The organism is Nocardioides salarius, from assembly GCF_016907435.1.
In the GTDB taxonomy this organism is placed as follows: domain Bacteria; phylum Actinomycetota; class Actinomycetes; order Propionibacteriales; family Nocardioidaceae; genus Nocardioides; species Nocardioides salarius.
Genome location: NZ_JAFBBZ010000001.1, coordinates 2,530,532 through 2,548,587, shown reverse-complemented (window position 1 = coordinate 2,548,587; position 18,056 = coordinate 2,530,532). Strand labels below are relative to the sequence as shown.

At 74.1% G+C, this 18,056-nt stretch carries 18 protein-coding genes; 6 read left to right on the top strand and 12 right to left on the bottom strand.

Annotated elements, in window-relative coordinates; all coding sequences use genetic code 11:
- Window positions 1-20: 20 nt before the first annotated feature.
- From JOE61_RS12210 to JOE61_RS12200, 3 genes are all read right to left on the bottom strand, one after another.
- A complete protein-coding gene (locus JOE61_RS12210; protein ID WP_193668304.1) occupies window positions 21-605 on the bottom strand; it encodes a hypothetical protein in 585 nt (194 codons plus the stop codon).
- A gap of 23 nt (window positions 606-628) precedes the next feature.
- Window positions 629-1,186, bottom strand: coding sequence for a hypothetical protein (locus JOE61_RS12205; protein WP_193668305.1), 558 nt, complete (start codon window positions 1,184-1,186; stop codon window positions 629-631).
- A 90-nt stretch (window positions 1,187-1,276) separates the two neighbouring features.
- Window positions 1,277-1,702 (bottom strand): nuclear transport factor 2 family protein, encoded by a 426-nt coding sequence (locus JOE61_RS12200; RefSeq protein ID WP_193668307.1) that lies wholly within the window; start codon window positions 1,700-1,702, stop codon window positions 1,277-1,279.
- A gap of 45 nt (window positions 1,703-1,747) precedes the next feature.
- Between JOE61_RS12200 and JOE61_RS12195 the strand changes: the two genes are divergently transcribed.
- Genes JOE61_RS12195 through JOE61_RS12180 form a run of 4 tightly spaced genes read left to right on the top strand, consistent with a single transcriptional unit; the run spans window position 1,748 to window position 5,896 of the window.
- The gene (locus JOE61_RS12195) at window positions 1,748-2,626 is read left to right on the top strand and encodes a TIGR03619 family F420-dependent LLM class oxidoreductase (protein ID WP_193668309.1); all 879 of its coding nucleotides are present in this window, start codon (window positions 1,748-1,750) and stop codon (window positions 2,624-2,626) included.
- Window positions 2,623-3,864: a hypothetical protein gene (locus tag JOE61_RS12190; RefSeq protein WP_204797230.1), complete on the top strand. Its 1,242-nt coding sequence runs from the start codon at window positions 2,623-2,625 to the stop codon at window positions 3,862-3,864. Before JOE61_RS12195 ends, JOE61_RS12190 begins: the two co-directional genes overlap by 4 nt.
- Entirely contained in the window at window positions 3,861-4,739 is an 879-nt protein-coding gene (locus JOE61_RS12185) for an SDR family oxidoreductase (protein ID WP_227491501.1), read from the top strand. Before JOE61_RS12190 ends, JOE61_RS12185 begins: the two co-directional genes overlap by 4 nt.
- On the top strand, window positions 4,736-5,896 hold the full coding sequence (locus JOE61_RS12180; RefSeq protein ID WP_307822975.1) for a sulfotransferase family protein: 1,161 nt from the start codon (window positions 4,736-4,738) through the stop codon (window positions 5,894-5,896). Before JOE61_RS12185 ends, JOE61_RS12180 begins: the two co-directional genes overlap by 4 nt.
- A 40-nt stretch (window positions 5,897-5,936) precedes the next feature.
- Here JOE61_RS12180 and JOE61_RS12175 read toward each other — a convergent pair whose 3' ends face one another.
- The 6 genes from JOE61_RS12175 to JOE61_RS12150 all read right to left on the bottom strand — a co-directional run bounded on the left by JOE61_RS12175 (window position 5,937) and on the right by JOE61_RS12150 (window position 11,880).
- The gene (locus JOE61_RS12175; RefSeq protein WP_193668312.1) at window positions 5,937-6,074 is read right to left on the bottom strand and encodes a hypothetical protein; all 138 of its coding nucleotides are present in this window, start codon (window positions 6,072-6,074) and stop codon (window positions 5,937-5,939) included.
- A 4-nt stretch (window positions 6,075-6,078) separates the two neighbouring features.
- The gene (locus tag JOE61_RS12170) at window positions 6,079-7,377 is read right to left on the bottom strand and encodes an MFS transporter (RefSeq protein WP_193668314.1); all 1,299 of its coding nucleotides are present in this window, start codon (window positions 7,375-7,377) and stop codon (window positions 6,079-6,081) included.
- A 107-nt stretch (window positions 7,378-7,484) separates the two neighbouring features.
- Window positions 7,485-8,915 carry a cytochrome P450 gene (locus JOE61_RS12165; RefSeq protein WP_204797229.1) on the bottom strand — a complete coding sequence of 477 codons (1,431 nt, stop codon included), beginning with the start codon at window positions 8,913-8,915 and terminating at the stop codon, window positions 7,485-7,487.
- Between the two features lie 39 nt (window positions 8,916-8,954).
- Window positions 8,955-9,929 carry an alpha/beta hydrolase gene (locus JOE61_RS12160; RefSeq protein WP_193668316.1) on the bottom strand — a complete coding sequence of 325 codons (975 nt, stop codon included), beginning with the start codon at window positions 9,927-9,929 and terminating at the stop codon, window positions 8,955-8,957.
- The gene (locus JOE61_RS12155; protein WP_193668318.1) at window positions 9,926-10,528 is read right to left on the bottom strand and encodes a TetR/AcrR family transcriptional regulator; all 603 of its coding nucleotides are present in this window, start codon (window positions 10,526-10,528) and stop codon (window positions 9,926-9,928) included. The genes JOE61_RS12160 and JOE61_RS12155 overlap by 4 nt, the downstream gene beginning before the upstream one ends.
- Window positions 10,525-11,880: a flavin-containing monooxygenase gene (locus JOE61_RS12150; RefSeq protein ID WP_307822973.1), complete on the bottom strand. Its 1,356-nt coding sequence runs from the start codon at window positions 11,878-11,880 to the stop codon at window positions 10,525-10,527. The genes JOE61_RS12155 and JOE61_RS12150 overlap by 4 nt, the downstream gene beginning before the upstream one ends.
- A 138-nt stretch (window positions 11,881-12,018) precedes the next feature.
- Here JOE61_RS12150 and JOE61_RS22540 point away from each other — a divergent pair, with 138 nt between their 5' ends.
- Complete coding sequence (locus JOE61_RS22540; protein ID WP_193668320.1) at window positions 12,019-13,416, top strand: M1 family metallopeptidase; 1,398 nt, start codon at window positions 12,019-12,021, stop codon at window positions 13,414-13,416.
- Window positions 13,417-13,565: 149 nt separating this feature from the next.
- On the opposite strand, the gene hutI is transcribed toward JOE61_RS22540, so the two are convergent.
- Genes hutI through JOE61_RS12130 form a run of 3 tightly spaced genes read right to left on the bottom strand, consistent with a single transcriptional unit; the run spans window position 13,566 to window position 17,301 of the window.
- Window positions 13,566-14,741, bottom strand: a complete 1,176-nt coding sequence (hutI, locus tag JOE61_RS12140) for an imidazolonepropionase (RefSeq protein ID WP_193668322.1) — start codon at window positions 14,739-14,741, stop codon at window positions 13,566-13,568.
- Window positions 14,741-16,072, bottom strand: coding sequence for a formimidoylglutamate deiminase (locus JOE61_RS12135; protein ID WP_193668324.1), 1,332 nt, complete (start codon window positions 16,070-16,072; stop codon window positions 14,741-14,743). The genes hutI and JOE61_RS12135 overlap by 1 nt, the downstream gene beginning before the upstream one ends.
- An 8-nt stretch (window positions 16,073-16,080) precedes the next feature.
- Window positions 16,081-17,301 (bottom strand): allantoate amidohydrolase, encoded by a 1,221-nt coding sequence (locus tag JOE61_RS12130; protein WP_307822972.1) that lies wholly within the window; start codon window positions 17,299-17,301, stop codon window positions 16,081-16,083.
- 61 nt (window positions 17,302-17,362) lie between these two features.
- On the opposite strand from JOE61_RS12130, the gene JOE61_RS12125 reads away from it, so the two are divergent.
- Window positions 17,363-17,983: a nitroreductase family protein gene (locus JOE61_RS12125; protein ID WP_193668326.1), complete on the top strand. Its 621-nt coding sequence runs from the start codon at window positions 17,363-17,365 to the stop codon at window positions 17,981-17,983.
- Window positions 17,984-18,056: the final 73 nt, after the last annotated feature.

The window sequence follows — 18,056 nt, the reverse complement described above, 5'->3', positions numbered from 1 at the left end:
CGTACGCCGCCCGGCCCGCCTCAGGTGAGCCGGGCGGCGACGTCGTCGGCCTCGGCGCGGGACCAGCCCCCGCCGACCTGCAGGACCGCCCCGACCCCGTCCGCGGCGCGGGGCAGGTCGACCACGGTGCCGTCGACCACCACGGCGAAGCGGCCCTCGGAGCCGACCAGCCCGCCCACGAGGTCGCCCAGCGCGTCGGCGGAGGCCTGGTCGAGACCGACCTGCACGGCGTACCCGCCACGGACCTCGACCACCTCGGCCCGCTGCACGCCGCCGTCGACCCCGGCCGGGCCGAGCAGGAAACCGGCGCCGCGGGTGTCGCAGGCGAGCATCGCCTCGGCGGTCGGCGCGTTGGCCGTCGGCGCCTTGCGCAGGCAGTCCAGCGTCTCGAGCCGGCGCACCAGCCCCGGCTCGAGCCCGGCGCCGTCGAGGTCGCGACCCTGCACGGCCAGCACCGGCCGCGCCTGGAAGGGCGCCGGCCCACCGGCCGCGCTCGGCGTCACGCCGTCGCCCGGGCTCGGCTGCGAGGGCGACGAGCCGCCGTCGGCGCAGCCGACCGCCCCCGCCGCGACCAGCAGCAGGCCCACGAGCCGAGTCGTCCGCATGCCTCGAGCCTACGCACGCGGGCTCAGCCCACCGTCACCTTGACCTCGTTGGAGGCGGTCTCGGAGTCGTTGTCGACGACCCGGAAGCGGTTGACGCCCTGGGCGCTGGTCTGCACGTAGGTCGCGAAGGTCTCGTTGCTGACCACGGCGGTGACGGGGAAGTCCTGCCAGCCGCCGCTGACGAACTTCTGCACCTGCAGCACCGCGCCCTCGCCGCCGGGGTAGACACCGGTCAGGTCGATTTGGCCCATCGGGGCGACCTGGGTCTGCCCGGCCGACAGGGAGATCTCCTTCTCGGCCTTCTCCTTCTCGGTGGGCTCCTGGCTCGGCTCCTGGCTCGCGCCCTGGCCCGGCTCGGCGCCCAGCGTCAGCAGCGGCCCGGAGGGCTCGCCGGTCTCGGAGGGCCGGGGCAGGTAGAGCGAGCCGACGTCGGTGGCCGTGGTGGTCGCCGAGGAGCCGTCGACGCCGAGCACCCGCGTCACGGCCAGCGCGCCGCCGCCGAGCACCAGCCCGACCGCGAGGCCGACACCGACCAGGGCGAGCAGACCGGTCAGGACCGGACGGTCGTCGTGCAGGGCCACAGGGGTCTCCGTCGTCTCGGCGTGCAGTGGCTTCTCATTGTCGCGGAGAGGACGGCCGCGACCAAGCCACGCGCCCCGGCCCGGCGTTGCTCAGAGCCCGCGCCGCCAGGTGATCTGCTCGTGCAGGCGCCGGCTGCGCCAGCCCTCGGCCGTGCGCACCATCTCGTGGTGGTAGATCCCACCGAGCTCGACGACCTTCTCGCCACCCGCCCCGTCGGCCATCGCCATCGGGTTGTGGAAGTACGCCGCCACGCGCGCGGTGTCGCCGTCGACCACGCTCTCGACCTGGCCCAGCATGTGCAGGCGGCGCAGGAAGAAGGCGGGCAGCACCTCGGCCAGCCACGGCTTCACCGCGGCGTACTCGCCGGCGATGCCGCCGGACTCGGTGTAGTCGATGGTCGCGTCGGGGGTGAAGACGGTGTCGAGCAGGTCCCACTCACCGGTGTCGATGGCACGCGTGTAGCGGGTCAGCACGTCTGCTGTCTCGAGCCGGTCACTGATCTGTCGGAGGTCCACGTGCCGACCCTGGCACAAAACTGGAACACGTTCTAGTGTGACTGCATGCGTTTCACCTATGCCGAGGCGATGACCCGCCTGGAGCTCTACGCGCCGCTGGCCCAGGCCGCCGAGGCGGCCGGCTACACCTCGATGACGGTGGCCGACAGCCTGATCTACCCCGAGGTGTCGGACTCGACCTACCCCTACACCGACACCGGTGACCGGGAGTTCCTGGCCGGCAAGGACTTCGTGGAGACGATGGTGATGTGCGCGCACCTCTTCGCGCTCACCTCCACGCTGCGCCTGACGCCGTTCGTGCTCAAGCTGCCGGTGCGCCCGCCGGTGCTGGTGGCCAAGCAGGCCTCCAGCCTGGCCGCGCTGTCGGGCGACCGGCTGGGTCTGGGTGTGGGCCTCTCCCCCTGGCCCGAGGACTTCACCGCGCTGGGCGTGCCGTGGGAGCGCCGCGGGAAGCGGATGGACGAGTGCCTCGACATCGTGCGCGGCCTGACCTCCGGCGAGTTCTTCTCCTACGAGGGCGAGTTCTTCTCGATCGAGTCGATGCAGCAGCGCCCGGCGCCGGGGCGGCCCGTGCCGCTGCTGGTCGGCGGGCACGCCGACGCCGCGCTGCGCCGCGCGGTGCGCAAGGGCGACGGCTGGATGCACGCCGGCGGCGACGGTGAGGAGCTCGACCGGCTGCTGGCCCGCCTCGCCGAGATCCGCCGCGAGGAGGGCGACACCCGCGACGACTTCGAGGTGCACGTGATCTCCTACGACGCCTACGACCTCGACGGCATCAAGCGCCTGGCGGACAAGGGCGTCACCGACTGCATCGTCGGCTTCCGGGTGCCCTACATCAAGGGCCCCGACACCGAGCCGCTCGAGACGAAGCTGGCCCACCTGGAGTCCTACGCCGAGAAGATCATCAGCAAGGTCGGCGCATGAGCAGCCCGACCCGGGCCCAGACCCAGGCCCAGCCCCAGGACCAGGCACAGGCCCCGTCGCAGGAGCCCACCGCGGACCCCGGCTGGGACCTGACGGCGCCGCTGCGCGAGGCCATCGCCGAGGGCGAGCACCTGGTCGCCACCGCCCCCTTCATCCGCACCGAGCAGGACCGGCTCGAGGGCTACGACTACCTGGCCGGCCGCATCCGGATGGCGATGCAGACGGCCTTCGACCACGACCTCGAGCGGCCGCTGTTCATCAACGCCACCCACCAGTTCGCCCGCCAGGGCCTCGACAACCCCGACGCCGTCTACTTCAGCGCCTACCTGCGCGAGGGCGTCGAGTACGTCGTGCGCGGCAGGCGGGGCAGCTCGGCCGACCTGTCCTTCCAGGTGATGGGCGGCGCCTACACCGCCGACTCGGCCGCCACCTCGCTGATGGCCTTCGACGACCGCGAGCTCGAGGTGCGCCCCGACGGCACCTTCGAGTTCACCTACACCGCCGAGCCGGGCGCCAGGACGATGATCGTTCGCGAGGTCTTCAACGACTGGGACACCGAGGAGCGCGGCACGATCACCATCGAGCGCACCGACACCCTGGGCCGCCCCGCCCGCGAGCTGACGCGAGAGCTGCTGGCCAAGAGGTACGACGTCGCCGCCCGCACCCTGACCGGGTCGATCCGCACCTGGTTCGCCTTCCCGCACTTCTTCCAGTACGCCGAGCCGGTCAACACCCTGACCACCCCGCAGCAGACCCCCGGGGGGCTGGCCTCGCAGCGCTCCTCGATCGGGCACTACGCGCTGGCCGAGGACGAGGCGATGATCGTCTCGGTGCCGCGCTGCGACGACTGCTCCTACCAGGCGATCCAGGTCGGCTCCGACTGGTACGCCTCCACCGACTACGAGACCCACCAGACCTCGCTGACCAAGGCCCAGGCGGTCACCGACCCCGACGGCGTGATGCGCTTCGTGGTCTCCGAGCACCCGCCCAGCGGCCACGCGGAGGCGCCGTACCTGGCGAACTGGCTGGAGACCACCGGGCACCGCACCGGCTCGATGATGCTGCGCTGGCAGCGCCTCGAGCGCGACCTCGGCCCGGCCGACGGCCCGAGCGTGCAGGTCGTGCCGCTCGCCGAGGTGCCCGCGCACCTGCCCCACCTCGCCCCGCTCACCCACGAGCAGCACGCCGAGCGGATCACCGCCCGGCAGCGCTCCGTCGCCCGGAGGATGATCAGTTGAGCACCACCGCCACCCCCGCCACGGCCGCCTCGGGCTCCGCCGCCGTCCCCGACCACGACGCCATCGACGCGGCGTACGCCCCGCTACCGCTGCTGGCCGACAAGGTCGTGGTGCTCTCCGGGGTCGGTCCCGGGCTGGGCCGCGCGCTCGGCGAGGAGGCCGCCCGGATGGGCGCCGACCTGGTGCTCGTCTCGCGCACCGCCTCGCGGCTGGAGAAGATGGCCGACGTGGTGCGCTCGCACGGGCGCCGCGCACTGGTGGTGCCCACCGACATCACCGACGAGTCGGCGCAGGCCGCGCTGGTCGAGAGCGCGCTGGCGGAGTTCGGGCGGGTCGACTGCCTGGTCAACAACGCCTTCGCGATCCCGCCGATGGACCCGATCAGCACGATCGGCCTCGACGCGCTGCGCGCGGCCAACGAGACCAACGTCTTCGCGCCGCTGCGGCTCTCGGCGGCCTTCGCCGACGCGCTGGCCGCGGCGCCGGGCAAGCCGGGCGGGTCGATCATCATGCTCAACTCGTGCGTGCAGTACTCCTCGCAGCCCGAGTTCTCGGGCTACAAGCTCTCCAAGGGCGCGCTGGCCCACCTCGCCTCGTCGCTGGCCACCGAGCTCGGCCCGCGCGGCATCCGGGTCAACAGCGTGGCGCCGTCCTACATCTACGAGGACGTCAACAAGGCCTACTTCGACTGGATCGCCGCGGAGTCGGGGCGCAGCCACGCCGAGGTGTACGCCGAGAAGGCCGCACCGACCGACCTGCAGCGCCTGGCCTCCCCCGCCGAGATCGCCCGGGCCACGCTGTTCCTGGCCACCGACCTGGCCTCCGCGGTCAGCGGCCAGACCCTCAACGTCGACTGCGGCGAGTTCCACTCGTGAGCAGTGCCAACGTGATGGCCCGCGAGCGCGCCGACGTCGGGTCGTACGACGACATCGCGGCCGCCGCGGTCCGCACCACCGGCCTCGACGACTTCGGCGGGGACGCCCACGAGGAGGGCCTGCGGGTCCTGGTCGAGGACCTGGGCAGCCCGGAGGCCGGCCTGACCGGGCGCGGCAACTACTTCCAGCGCTCCGAGGTCAAGAGCGCGCTGGTGGGGCGGCTGCTGACCCAGGCGCAGTTCAACGCGCTGCCCCAGCACGCCGACGTACCCGTCGAGCGGCCGGTCTTCGTGATGGGCCTGCCGCGCACCGGCACCACGGCGCTGCACCGGCTGCTGGTCTGCGACCCGGCGCACCAGGGCCTGGAGATGTGGCTGACCCAGTTCCCCCAGCCGCGCCCGCCCCGCGAGACGTGGGAGACCGACCCGGTCTTCGCCGCGATGCAGGAGGCCTTCAGCGCCCACCACGTCGAGGACCCGGAGTACATGGGGATCCACTACATGGACGCCACCTCGGTCGAGGAGTGCTGGCGGCTGCTGCGCCAGACGGGCAAGTCGAACTCCTACGAGTCGTTGGCCAACCTGCCGCGCTACACCGACTGGCTGCGCGGCCAGGACTGGACCGACGCCTACGCGCGGCACCGGCAGAACCTGCAGCTCATCGGGATGAACGACCCCGAGAAGCGCTGGGTGCTCAAGAACCCCTCGCACATGACGGCCCTCGACGCGCTGATGAGCGTCTACCCCGACGCGCTCGTGGTCTCCACGCACCGCGACCCGGTCTCGTGCATCGCCTCGTCGTGCTCGCTGTCGGCCGCCACCACCGCCGGGCACTCGGAGACCTTCGTGGGCGGCGTGATCGGCCACACCCAGCTCGACCTGTGGTCGCGGGCCTACCACGCCTTCCACGACGCCCGTCCCCGCTACGACCAGGCGCAGTTCGTCGACGTCGACTTCGCCGACCTGCAGGGCGACCCGGTCGGCACCGTCCGGGGCGTCTACGCCGCCTTCGGCCTGAGCCTGTCGGCCGAGGCCGAGGAGCAGGTGCGCCTCATCGACGCCGAGGCCCGCTCGGGCCACGCCCGCCCCAGCCACCACTACTCGCTCAAGGACTACGGGCTCTCCGAGGCCCGCGTGCGAGACGCCTTCGCCCGCTGAGCGGTGGTCGAGGAGGGACGAAGTCCCGTCTCGAGACCCCTCAGCCCAGCGGCTCGCCCTCGCAGCAGTTCGCCTTGAACTTGCAGTGCGGGCAGAACCAGCGGGTGGCGATGGGGTCGAACTCGTGGCCGCAGGCCATGCAGGAGTAGTAGCCGCTCATGGCGGCCAAGCCTGCCACGAGATCACTCCTCGCCGCGGGCGGCGCGCACCGCCCGCTCGGCCACGGCGTGCTCGTCGGTGCGGGCGTCGTAGGACCAGAAGTCGCGCAGCCACAGCGCGGTCGCGCCGACCCCGACGACGCAGGCCACCCCGCCGCTGGTGATCGAGCCCCGCACCGACCACAGGTCGGCGGTGACGCCGGCGCGCACCTGCCCGCCCAGCGGTCCCACCGAGTAGGAGAGCATCTCGATCCCGGCCAGGCGCCCGCGCATCCCCTCGGGGATCGTCTGGCTCCACACGATCCCGCGGAAGACCCCGGAGACCATGTCGGCGGCGCCGGCGAGCGCGAAGAAGCCGGCGACCAGCCAGAAGGTCGGCATCAGCCCGGCGAGCGCGATGCACACGCCGTACGCCGCTGCCGCCAGCACGATCGCCCGCCCGTGGTGGTGCACCCGCGCGGTCCACCCCGACAGGGCGGTCGCCACCAGGGCCCCGACGGTCTCGGCGGAGTAGAGCAGCCCGATCAGCTCGGGGCGCCCGAAGACGGTCTCGGCCAGCGCCGGGAAGAGCACCACCGGCATCGCCAGCAGCATCGCCGCGACGTCGACGAGGTAGGTGCCGAGCAGGTCGCGGCGACCCAGCGCGTAGCGGAAGCCCGTCGCGATGCCGGCCAGGCTCGGCGGGGTGGTCTCCTCGCGGTGCGGGTGCGGGTCCATCGCCAGGTACATCAGCGTCGCCACCCCCAGCCCGACGACGTCGACCACGAAGCACCAGCCCAGCCCGACGAAGGCGATCAGCAGGCCGCCCACCGCGGGCCCCACGAGCACCCCGATCTCCATGCCCAGGCTGGTCAGCGCCTGCGCGGCGGGGATCTCGTCGTGGCGCACCGTGCGCGGCATCAGCGCCTCGCGGGAGGGCCGCTGCATCGAGGAGGTCGAGGCCAGCACCGCGGCCAGCGCGAAGACCAGCCACAGCTGCGGGTCGGGCCCGAAGGCCCCGAACGCGTTGGCGGCCAGCACCGCCGTGGCCACCGCCTGGGCCACGCCGGTGGCCACCAGCAGCCGCCTGCGGTCGACGTGGTCGGCCAGCGCGCCGCCGTACAGGCCGAAGACGACCAGGGGCACCAGCTCGACGAGGCCGACCAGGCCGACCGCGAGGTTGGAGCCGGTCTCGGTGTAGACCTGGAAGGGGATCGCGACGTAGGTGACCATCGCGCCGAGGTAGAAGACGGTGCCGGCCACGAAGAGCAGCCGGAAGTCGCGCGAGGTGCGCAGCGGGGTCAGGTCGATGCGCAGCGCCCGCAGCCGCTCACCCCAGGTCATGCTCGGTCACGACAGCCCAGGCTGCCAGCGCGGCGGCCCGGCGGCGAGTCATTTTGCGCCGGGTCAGTGCGACATCTGCGCCCGGTCAGGGTGCGATCTGGGCCGGGTCAGCGGCGGGTGACGCGGATGCGGGCGCCGTCGCGGGGCACCGAGGTGATGTTGCGGACCTTCGGCACGTCGCCGGTGGGGGTGGCCACGTCGTGGACCCGCAGCACCTCGCGCAGCACCGCGACGCCCTCCATCTGCGCGAAGCCCGCGCCGATGCAGCGGCGTACGCCGCCGCCGAACGGGATCCAGGTGTTGGTCGGCGGGTTCTGGCCCAGGAACCGCTCGGGGCGGAAGACCTCGGGGTCGGGGTGGTTCTCCGACTTCTGGTGGGCCACGATGATCGAGGGCCCGACGGTGACGCCGCGGGGCAGGTCGACCCCGCCGATGGTGGCCGGGCGCATCAGCGTGCGCACCACCATCGGGATCACCGGGTGCAGGCGCATCGACTCCTTCATCACCGCCTCGAGCCAGGCGTCGTCCTCGGCGCCGTCGCCGTCGGCGGCGGCCTGCGAGCGGCGCAGCAGCTCGGGGTCGCGGCCCAACTCGTAGAGCGCCCAGGCCAGGGAGGTCGCGGTCGTCTCGTGCCCCGCGAGCAGCAGGGTGATCAGCTGGTCGCGCAGCTCGGTGTCGCTGAGCCCGCCGAGGCCGTCACCCTCCTCGGCGCCGCCGTGGCGGATCAGCCGCGACAGCACGTCGCTGCGCTCCGCGAGGTCGGGGGCGGCGCGCCGCTCGCGGATCTCGGCGTAGATCAGCCGGTCGAGCTCGGCCTGGTTCTGCACCGTGCGCCGCCAGGGCCCGAACCGCTGCAGCCGCGGGTAGCCCCAGCCCAGCAGCACGGCGGGACTGATGTCGACGGTGGCGTTGACGCGCGGGCGCATCGCGGCCAGCCGCTCCTCGTCGGTGACGCCGAAGACCACGCGCAGGATGACCTCGAGGGTCAGCACGTTCATCCGGTCCAGCGAGCGCAGCACGACCCCGTCGGGCCAGTGCGCGGCCTCGTCGGCGGCCAGGTCGGTGACCAGCGAGCGGTACTCGCGCAGCGCGGCGCCGTTGAAGGCGGGCATCAGCAGCTTGCGGGCCCGCTTGTGGTCGTCGCCGTCCTGCAGCAGCAGCGAGTGCTCCCCCATGATCGGGCCCAGGATGGCGTTGCCCTTGCCGGCGTGGAAGAACTCCGGGTCGGCGGCGAAGATCTCCTTGGCGTGCTCGGGGCGGGTGAAGAAGACCAGCGGCTGGCCGCCCGGGACCAGCCGGACGGTGAAGACGTCGCCGTAGGTGCGGTGCAGGTAGGGGTGGAACCAGTGCCGGAAGCGCATCAGCGCCGCGCTCTGCACCAGCACCGGCCACCGCGGGCCGGGCGGCAGGCCCTGCGGAGCCACCCGCGGGGCGCGGCCGTCGCCGACCGACGCACCGCTCATCTTCTTGAAGCGCTCCTCGGTGAGCCCCCCGGTCTCGGGGAGCTGGTCGAGCAGGGCGTTCTGAGTGGTGGCCATGTCACATACTAGGAGTACGTACCCCCGGCATGTCGAGGGTCATCGGCCATCGGCCCGCTCCGTGGACGCCGCCGGCGCCAGGTGGCGGGTCAGGAAGTGCACCTGGTGGGCGAGCGCGGGGGCGAAGAAGTCCTTGCCCGGCCAGACGTCGAAGTGGTCGCCGGGGTAGTGCCGGACCTCGGCCCGTCCCTTGACCGCCGCCTTGGCCGCGGCGTGCGGCGGCGCGAGCCGGTCGAAGTCGGCGATCTGCACCAGCAGCGGGCAGCCGACCTGCTTGGCCTGCTTGACCGGGCGGTGGCTGCCGAGCTCGAGGGCCACGGCGGCATCGACCTCGTTGCGCCACGACGGGCCGGCCAGGGCCAGGTAGTCGTCCTTGCAGCCCGACAGCGTCAGCGCGCCCTGCTGACCGGGGTCGGCGACGACCGGCACCATCACCGGGCCGCGCCGGGAGCCCAGGGCCCGCGAGCGCACCCCGTCGACGGTGGAGCGGGCCAGGGTCAGCGGCGAGTGGTGGCGCAGGGCCAGCCGGCCGGCCGCGGCGCCGTCGACCAGCGGGGTCAGGGAGACCACCGCGGCCACGTCGTCGCGCCCGGCGGCCACGCTCAGCACGTGCCCGCCGGCGAGCGAGACCCCCCACAGCACCAGGCGGGCGGGGTCGACCCCGGGCAGCGCGGCCGCCGCCCGGCAGGCCGCCGCGAAGTCCTCGAGCTGGCCGGTCACCGACACCCGCTGGCGCGTCGACCCGCCCGAGAGCCCGAAGCCGCGGTAGTCGAAGGCCAGCACGTCGAGCCCGGCCGCGGCCAGGCCGTCGGCGAAGGGCAGCAGGCCCGAGTCGACGGTGCCGGCGAGGCCGTGGGCCATCACCACCACCGGGCGCCCGGCGGGGCCGGCCAGGTCGTCGTGGGCGGCCACGACGTGGGTGGCCACGCACTCGTCGCCGCCGGAGCGGAAGCGCACCTCGCGGTGGCCGGCCGCACGCGCGGCGGCCTCGGGGCTCAGGGTCGTGTCGGTCATGACGTCCTTCCGTAGATGGAGCGCAGCCACACCGCGACCACGCCCTCGACCAGCTCCTCGCGCCCCAGCGGCCCGCCCAGGGCCACCCGCTCGAGCATCCGGTCGTTGAGCTCGAGCAGCACGCTGGCCAGGGTGGGGGCCGGTACGCCGCCGGGCGCGCGGCCGGCGGCCCGCTCCGCCTCGATCATCGCGGCGACCACGGGCACGAACGACTCGCGGTCGGCGTCCCACAGCTCGCGCACCGCCGGGCTGGAGGCGCGGGCCTCCAGGGTCGCGCGGCACAGGTGCTCGTGGCGGTCCCAGCTGGCGAAGAGGCCCCGGATGGTGGCCTCGATCCGCTCCTGGGGGGTGCCCTCGCCGGTGAGGTGCGCCGCGGCGGCCGCCGTGTCGTCGTACATCTGCTCCATCAGCGCCGCGACCGCGGCGGCCTTGTTCTCGAAGTAGAAGTAGAACGCCGAGCGGGTCACCCCGGCGCGCCGCGAGATCTCCGAGATGTTGATGGCCTCGAGCGTGGAGTCCTGCAGCAGCGCGTCGAGGGCCCCGAGCAGCGCCGTACGCCGCTGGTCGCCGCGCGAGGTCGCGGTGTCCAGGGCGTTCACCGGGCTCCCGCCAGTACGCTGCCGCCGAGACGCTCGGCGCGCCGCAGGCCCGCCGGGATCTCCTTGGTGCGCATGTCGTGCTCGTAGATGAAGTAGTCGAGCTGCTGGGTGTGGCGGGGCCGGTCGAGCACGTGGCCGGTGTACTTCTGCTGGTCGGCGTCGATGACCTGCTCCATCGTGGCGACGTCGGGCAGGCGGTAGCGGCCCACGGCGTACGCGCCGAGCAGGCGGGCCTGGCACTCCACGAAGGGGAACAGCGTCGGCGTGGACTGCGCGAGACCCATGAAGACCAGGTCGTCGCGACCGGGCAGGAACATCCGCTTGAAGAGGCGGATCTGGTTGCCGGGGGCGCTGACCACGTCGGGGTCGAAGAACGGGAAGGTGATGTTGTAGCCGGTGGCGTAGACGATGACGTCGAACTCCCCCGACGTGCCGTCCTCGAAGTGCACGGTGGAGCCGTCGAGGCGCGAGACGTCGGGCCTGGGGGTGACGTCGCCGGAGCCCAGCCGCAGCGGCAGCTCGACCGACTGGGTCGGGTGCGCCTCGAAGAACTTGTGGTTGGGCTTGGGCAGCCCGTAGAGCTCGGGGTTGGACCCGGCCATGAACTGCATCTTCTGCAGCACCTTGCGCTGCCACGACAGCGGCAGGTACGGCGTGGTCACGTAGTACTTGTCGGCCGGCAGCCCGCCGGTGTACTTCGGCACGATCCAGGCGCTGGAGCGGGTGGAGAGGGTGACCTCGTTCTGCAGGCTGCGGCTGGAGAGCTCGACGGTGATGTCGGCGGCGCTGTTGCCCAGGCCGACCACGAGGATGCGCTTGCCGGTGAAGTCGAGCGGGTCGTGCGGGTCGACGTAGTGGTGGGAGTGGATCTCGGTGCCGGTGAACTCGCCGGGGAAGTCGGCCATCCGTGGATCCCAGTGGTGGCCGTTGGCCACCACCAGCAGGTCGACGTGGCGCTCCTCGCCCGACTGCAGGCGCAGGTCCCACCCACCACCGGGGGCGGGGTCGGCGTGCTCGACGCCGTTGCGGAACTCGATCGGGTCCAGCAGGCCGAACGCCTCCGCGTAGGAGTCGAGGTAGGCCTTGACCTGCGTGTGGTGCGGGAAGTCGGGGTAGTCCTCGGGCATCGGGAAGTCCTTGAAGGACAGCCGGTGCTTGGAGGTGTCGATGTGCAGCGAGCGGTATGCGCTGCTGTGCCCGTTGGGGTTGCCGAAGGCCCAGTTGCCGCCGATCCGGTCGGAGCTCTCGTAGCAGGTGTAGGGCACCCCGTAGTCGCCGAGCATCTTGCCGGCGGTCAGCCCGCTGATGCCGGCGCCGATGACGGCGGTGGTCGGCAGGGTGGATGCAGGCACGGGGCCTCCCGGGCTAGGAGCGGAGCCGGCCGGACTGACCGGCCGGTGTGACGCGGGCCACGTTAGGGCGGTGAGTTGACACGCGTCAACAGAATCGTGCGACCCCCCTGCTCGCCCGCCCGGCCGTACGCTTCGCCCGTGCCCACCTCCCCGCGCCGGCGCGCGCGCCTGGCCTCGTCGCTCGCCCTCGCACTCGGGACGGCCGTGGCGCTGCTGCCGGCCGCACCGGCCGGGGCGCGGCCCGCCGGCGACACGCTCTTCACCGACCAGGGCAACAGCGGCTACCAGGTGCGGGTCTACGACGTGACGATGGACTACCAGCCGCTGACCAACCGGGCCACGGCGCGGGTGCTGGTGCGGGCGCGCGCCGCACGGACCCTCGACTCCTTCCACCTCGACTTCTCGGGGCCGCGCGTCACCGAGGTGCTCGTCGACGGCGTCGCGGCACGGCACCGGCGCACGGGCGCGCACGAGCTGGTCGTCACCCCCGCCGAGCCGGTGCGCCGGGGCCGGTTCACCGTCGCGGTGTCGTGGCGGGGCGAGCCACCCGAGCACACCGACGCCGACGGGAGCACCGAGGGCTGGGTGCGCACCTCCGACGGGGCGGTGGCCCTGGGCGAGCCGGTGGGCGCGATGACCTGGCTGCCCTCCAACAACACCCCCGGCGACAAGGCCCGCTTCCGCTACGCGATCACGGTGCCGACCGGCTACGAGGTGGCCGCCAACGGCGACCTCGTCGGCCGCGACGAGAGCGCCACCTCGACGACCTGGCGCTGGGACGCGCGCGACCCGATGGCCACCTACCTGGCGATGGTCGCGATCGGGCAGTTCGACGTGCACGAGTCGACGACGACCTCGCTCGACGGGCGCACCATCCCCATCTGGTCCTTCACCGACCCCACCACCGGGTCGGCGGCCGAGGCCCGCGCGGCGCTGCCCGAGATCATCGCCTTCAACGAGCGGCTCTTCGGGCCCTACCCCTTCACCTCGGCCGGCCTGGTGGTCGACGACGCCCGCGTGGGCTACGCGCTCGAGACCCAGACCCGCGCCTTCTACCCGCCGGGTGCGGCGACCACCTCGACGGTGGTCCACGAGGTCGCCCACCAGTGGGTCGGCAACGCCGTGACCCTCACCGACTGGCACGACATCTGGCTCGCCGAGGGCTTCGCGGTGTACGCCGAGTGGCTCTACGCCGCCGAGCACGGCGGCCCCCGCCCCGGGCAGCGCTTCGACGCGCTCTACGCGCGCCCGGCCTCCGACGACCTCTGGAGCCCCGCCCCGACCCGGTTCACCGACAGCGCCGACCTCTTCGGGGAGCCGGTCTACCTGCGCGGCGCGATGACCCTGCACGCGCTGCGCCAGCGGGTCGGCGACGACGACTTCTTCGCGATCCTGCGCGCCTGGGTGCGCCGCCACGACGACGCCAACGTGCGCACCCGCGACCTGGTGCGCCTCTCCGAGCGGGTCTCGGGCGAGGAGCTGAGCGGGCTGTTCCGCGAGTGGCTGGTGCGCGACGGCAAGCCGCGGGGCTACTGACCGGGCGCGTCCCTCGTGCGCGGGGCGCGACCGTGGCGCCTCGTCAGCAAGCAGGTCGTAGTCGAACGGGCACAACGACCCTTGGCGCCGCGCGCTCCCGCGGAGCGCCGGGGTCCGGACGGCCGGACACGGGCGTTGTGCCCGTTCGGCTACGACAGCGCGACGCCGCCACGGTAGACCGCGCGCACCAGCGGCACCCCGGGCCGGTAGGCCAGGTGCACGTGGCTGGGGGCGTCGAGCACGACCAGGTCGGCGCGCCGGCCGGGCACCAGCGCGCCGACGTCGTCGCGGTCGAGGGCCCGGGCGCCGCCGAGCGTGACCGCGCGCACCGCCTCGGCGGGCGTCATCCCCATCTCGCGCACCGCCAGCGCGACGCAGAACGGGATCGAGCTGGTGAAGCACGAGCCGGGGTTGCAGTCGGAGGCCAGCGCCACCTCGACGCCGGCGTCGAGCAGCCGGCGCGCATCGGGGTAGGGCTGGCGCGTCGAGAACTCCACCCCGGGCAGCAGGGTCGCGATGGTGCCGCTGTCGCGCAGCGCGTCGACGTCGGCGTCGTCGAGGTGGGTGCAGTGGTCGACGGCGACCAGCCCGAGCTCGCAGGCCAGCTGCACGCCCGGGCCGGGGCCGAGCTGGTTGGCGTGCAGCCGCCCGCGCAGGCCCGCGGCCGCGCCCGCCGCCAGCACCGCGCGCGCCTGGTCGGCGTCGAAGGCGCCCCGCTCGCAGAAGGCGTCGATCCAGCGGGCGTGCGGCGCGGCCGCCTCGAGCATCGGACCGGTGACCAGGTCGACGTACGCCGCCGGGTCGTCCGCGTGCTCGGGCGGCACCACGTGGGCGCCGAGGAAGGTGGTCTCGTCGGTGAGCTCGCGCGCGACCGCGAGCGAGCGCGCCTCGTCGTGCACGCTCAGGCCGTAGCCGCTCTTGATCTCGACGGTGGTGGTGCCCTGGCGCCGCATCTCGGCGACCAGCCCGGCGGCGTGGGCCAGCAGGTGCTCGTCGGTGGCGGCGCGCGTGGCGGCCACGGTGGTGCGGATGCCGCCGGCGGAGTAGCTCTCGCCGGCCATCCGGGCCGCGAACTCCGCCGACCGGTCGCCGGCGAAGACGAGGTGGCTGTGGCTGTCGACGAAGCCGGGCAGCACCGCGCGCCCGCCCAGGTCGACCGCGGCGTCGGCGGCCGGCGCGGCGGCGGCCGCCCCGACCCAGGCGACGCGGCCGCCCTCGATGACGACGGCCGCCGCGGGCACCAGGCCGAGCGGGTCGGCCGCGGTGGTGCGGGCCGGGTCGTTGGTGGCCAGCTCGGCGATGCCGGTGAGCAGCAGGGAGGTCATCAGGCGTCCTTCCACAGACGGTCGATGGCGGCGGCGAGGTCGCGCCCCACGTCGGGAGCCCGGTCACGGGTGTGCACGAGCCGGCCGTCGGCGACCACGCGGGTGACGTCGGCGCCGGTCGCGGCGAAGACGGCCGTGTGCTCGTCGGCGCCGGTGCCGGCGGTGCGGGGGCTGCTGGTGTCGAGCGTGACCAGGTCGGCGCGGGCCCCGACGGCGATCCGGCCGGCGTCGGCGAAGCCGAGCGCGTCGTGGCGCAGCCCCGCCTCGAGCAGCTCGGCGGCGGCCCAGTGGCCCCGGCTCTCGGCGACGAGCCGCTCGTCGAGCTCGACGGCACGCATCTCCTCGAGCAGGTCGACCACGGCGTGGCTGTCGGAGCCGAGGGTCAGCGCGCTGCCGGCCTCGTGCAGCGCGCGGCTCCGGCCCACGCCGTCGCCGAGGTCGCGCTCGGTGGTGGGGCAGAAGCAGGCGTGCGTGCGGCTGGCGCCGAGGGCCAGCACGTCGGCGTCATCGAGGTGGGTCGCGTGCACGGCGCTGGTCAGCGGGCCGAGCACCCCGGCGTCGGCGAGCACCTGCGTGGGCGAGGCGCCGTACGCCGCGTGGCAGGCGTCGTTCTCGGCGCGCTGCTCGCTGAGGTGCACGTGCAGCGGGCGCCCCCGGGCCGCCTCGACCACGGTCGCCAGCTGCTCGCGCGGCACCGCGCGCACCGAGTGCACCGCCGCCCCGACGACGACGTGGTCGGCGCCGGCCACCGCCGCGTCGAGCGCCTCGACGCGCTGCGCCCACCGCTCGGCGTCGCCGTCGCTGTAACGCTGCTGCGCACCCTCGACCGGCGCGCCGAAGCCCGAGGAGAGGTAGCAGGTGTCGAGCAGGGTGATCCGGATCCCCGCTCGCCGCGCCGCCTCGACCAGCACCAGCCCGGTCTCGTTGGGCTCGGCGTAGGCCCGCCCGCCGGGCGCGTGGTGCAGGTAGTGGAACTCCCCCACCGTCGTGATCCCCACCGCCGCCATCTCGCGGTAGAGCGCCGTCGCCAGCTGCAGGTAGTCGTCGGGGTCGAGCCGCTGCGCCAGGTCGTACATCTGCTCGCGCCAGGTCCAGAACGTGCCGCCGCCGCGCTGGGTGCGCCCGCGCAGCGCCCGGTGGAAGGCGTGGCTGTGGTTGTCCGCCAGGCCGGGGAGGGTCAGGCCGGGGACCCGCTCGACCCCCGGCACGCCATCGGCGGCGGGCTCGACCCGGGTGAACCGGCCGCCCTCGACCTCGACCAGCACGTCGTCCTGCACCCGGCCCGCGACCCACGCCCGCTCGAGCAGGTACGCCGTCACGTGCCCACTCATCGGCCCCGTCACGTGCACAGCCGCTCGAGGGTGTCGGCCAGCGCGTCGACGCTGGCCAGGCAGTCGGGCAGCTCGGCGTGCTCGGCCGGGGAGTGGGAGACGCCGGTGGGGTTGCGCACGAAGAGCATCAAGGTCGGGATGCCGGCGGCCGACAGCACGCCGGCATCGTGGCCGGCCTGGGTGGGCAGCACCGGCCAGTCGCCCCCGGAGTGGTCGGCGGCGACGCGGTGGGCGAGGTCGGGGTCGAAGAGCACGAGGCCCGAGACCGACTCGGCGACCACCCGCACGGTGGTGCCGTCGGTCTCGGCGCGCCGGGTCGCGGCCTGCTCCAGGGCGGCGACCAGGTCGCTCACGGCGTCCTCCGACTCGGCCCGGGCGTCGAGCCAGGCGGTGACCCGCGAGGGCACCGCGTTGGTGCCGTTGGGCACGACCTCGACCCGGCCGAAGGTGGCGCGCGAGCCGCGCAGGCGCGCCTGCTCGTCGGCGGCCAGCGCGGTCGCCGCGTAGGTCAGCATCGGGTCGGCGCGGTCCTGCATCCGGGTGGTGCCGGCGTGGTCGGCGGTGCCGGTCAGCTCGAAGCGGTAGCGCCCGTGCGGCCAGATCCCGCTGGCCACCCCGATGGCCCGGCCCAGGTCGACCAGGGCCCGGCCCTGCTCGACGTGCAGCTCGACGAAGGTGGTCACCCCGGCGAGCAGGTCGGGGTCGGCGGGCCCCGGCCCGGGCAGGCCGGCGGCCTCGAGGGCGTCGGGCAGCGCCACGCCGTCGCGGTCGCGCAGCTCGCGGGCCCGCTCCCACGACATCGACCCGGTCAGGAGCCGCGAGCCCAGGCAGGCCAGCCCGAAGCGCGAGCCCTCCTCCTCGACGAAGACCGAGACCCCGACCGGGCGGGCCGGCACGACGCCGCGCTCGCGCAGCCGGTCGATCGCCGCGAGCGCGGAGACGACGCCGAGGGGGCCGTCGTACGCCCCGCCGTCGAGCACGGAGTCGAGGTGCGAGCCGGTGAGCAGGCGCTCGTCGGGGCGGGTCGCGTGCTCCTCGCCCCACCAGCCGACGAGGTTGCCCAGGCCGTCGCCCACGACGCGCAGCCCGCGCTGGGCGCAGGCCTCGACGAACCAGGAGCGCAGCTCGCCCTCGGCGCTCGCCCACGGCTGGCGGAAGTAGCCACCGCTGGCGGCCGAGCGGCCCACCGGCGCCAGCGTGCTCCACATCGCCTCGAAGTCATCGGCCACCGGGCCACCCGCCTCTCGCCTCGCGCTGCTGGTGCCCCGACCGGTCGCCATACTCGACCCCATGGAGTTCCAGGACGTCGTACGCCGCCGCCGCATGGTCCGCGACTACGCCGACCGGCCGGTCGCGCGCGAGCAGGTCGACCGGATGCTCGACAACGCCACCCGCGCGCCCAGCGCCGGCTTCAGCCAGGGCTGGTCGTTCCTGGTGCTCGACACCCCCGACGACGTGCGCCGCTTCTGGCGCGCGACCTCCGACGACGTCGACGAGCCGGACCGCTGGCTGGCGGGGATGATGCGCGCGCCGGTGGTGGTCGTGCCGTGCAGCAGCCGCGCGGCCTACCTCGAGCGCTACGCCGAGCCCGACAAGGACGGCACCCGCCGGCGCAACGGCGCGCCCGCCGGCGACCCGTGGACGGTGCCCTACTGGCACATGGACGCGGCGATGGCGAGCCTGCTGATCCTGCAGACCGCGGTCGACGAGGGCCTGGGGGCGTGCTTCTTCGGGCTGCCGCCGCACCGGGAGCCCGAGGTCCGTGAGGAGTTCGCGGTGCCCGACGACGTCGACCCGGTCGGGGTGATCACGATCGGCCACCGCGCCGAGCGCACCGGCGCGAAGGGCTCGCCCGCGACCCGCCGGCGCCGTCCCGTGGACGAGGTCGTGCACCGGGGCGGCTGGGCCTGACCCGGCCGGGAGAGATGGGGTGTGGGGCACGCCCCCAGTCCAGCCAGCGCGGCCCCGCGGGTCAACGACCCGC

Bases quoted from the DNA above. Each gene is read 5' to 3' on its own strand.
- JOE61_RS12210 (WP_193668304.1), bottom strand. From the start codon at position 605: ATGCGGACGACTCGGCTCGTGGGCCTGCTGCTGGTCGCGGCGGGGGCG.
- JOE61_RS12135 (WP_193668324.1), bottom strand. From the start codon at position 16,072: ATGAGTGGGCACGTGACGGCGTACCTGCTCGAGCGGGCGTGGGTCGCG.
- JOE61_RS12165 (WP_204797229.1), bottom strand. From the start codon at position 8,915: ATGGCCACCACTCAGAACGCCCTGCTCGACCAGCTCCCCGAGACCGGG.
- JOE61_RS12195 (WP_193668309.1), top strand. From the start codon at position 1,748: ATGCGTTTCACCTATGCCGAGGCGATGACCCGCCTGGAGCTCTACGCG.
- JOE61_RS12125 (WP_193668326.1), top strand. From the start codon at position 17,363: ATGGAGTTCCAGGACGTCGTACGCCGCCGCCGCATGGTCCGCGACTAC.
- JOE61_RS12160 (WP_193668316.1), bottom strand. From the start codon at position 9,929: ATGACCGACACGACCCTGAGCCCCGAGGCCGCCGCGCGTGCGGCCGGC.
- JOE61_RS12190 (WP_204797230.1), top strand. From the start codon at position 2,623: ATGAGCAGCCCGACCCGGGCCCAGACCCAGGCCCAGCCCCAGGACCAG.
- hutI (WP_193668322.1), bottom strand. From the start codon at position 14,741: ATGACCTCCCTGCTGCTCACCGGCATCGCCGAGCTGGCCACCAACGAC.
- JOE61_RS12170 (WP_193668314.1), bottom strand. From the start codon at position 7,377: ATGACCTGGGGTGAGCGGCTGCGGGCGCTGCGCATCGACCTGACCCCG.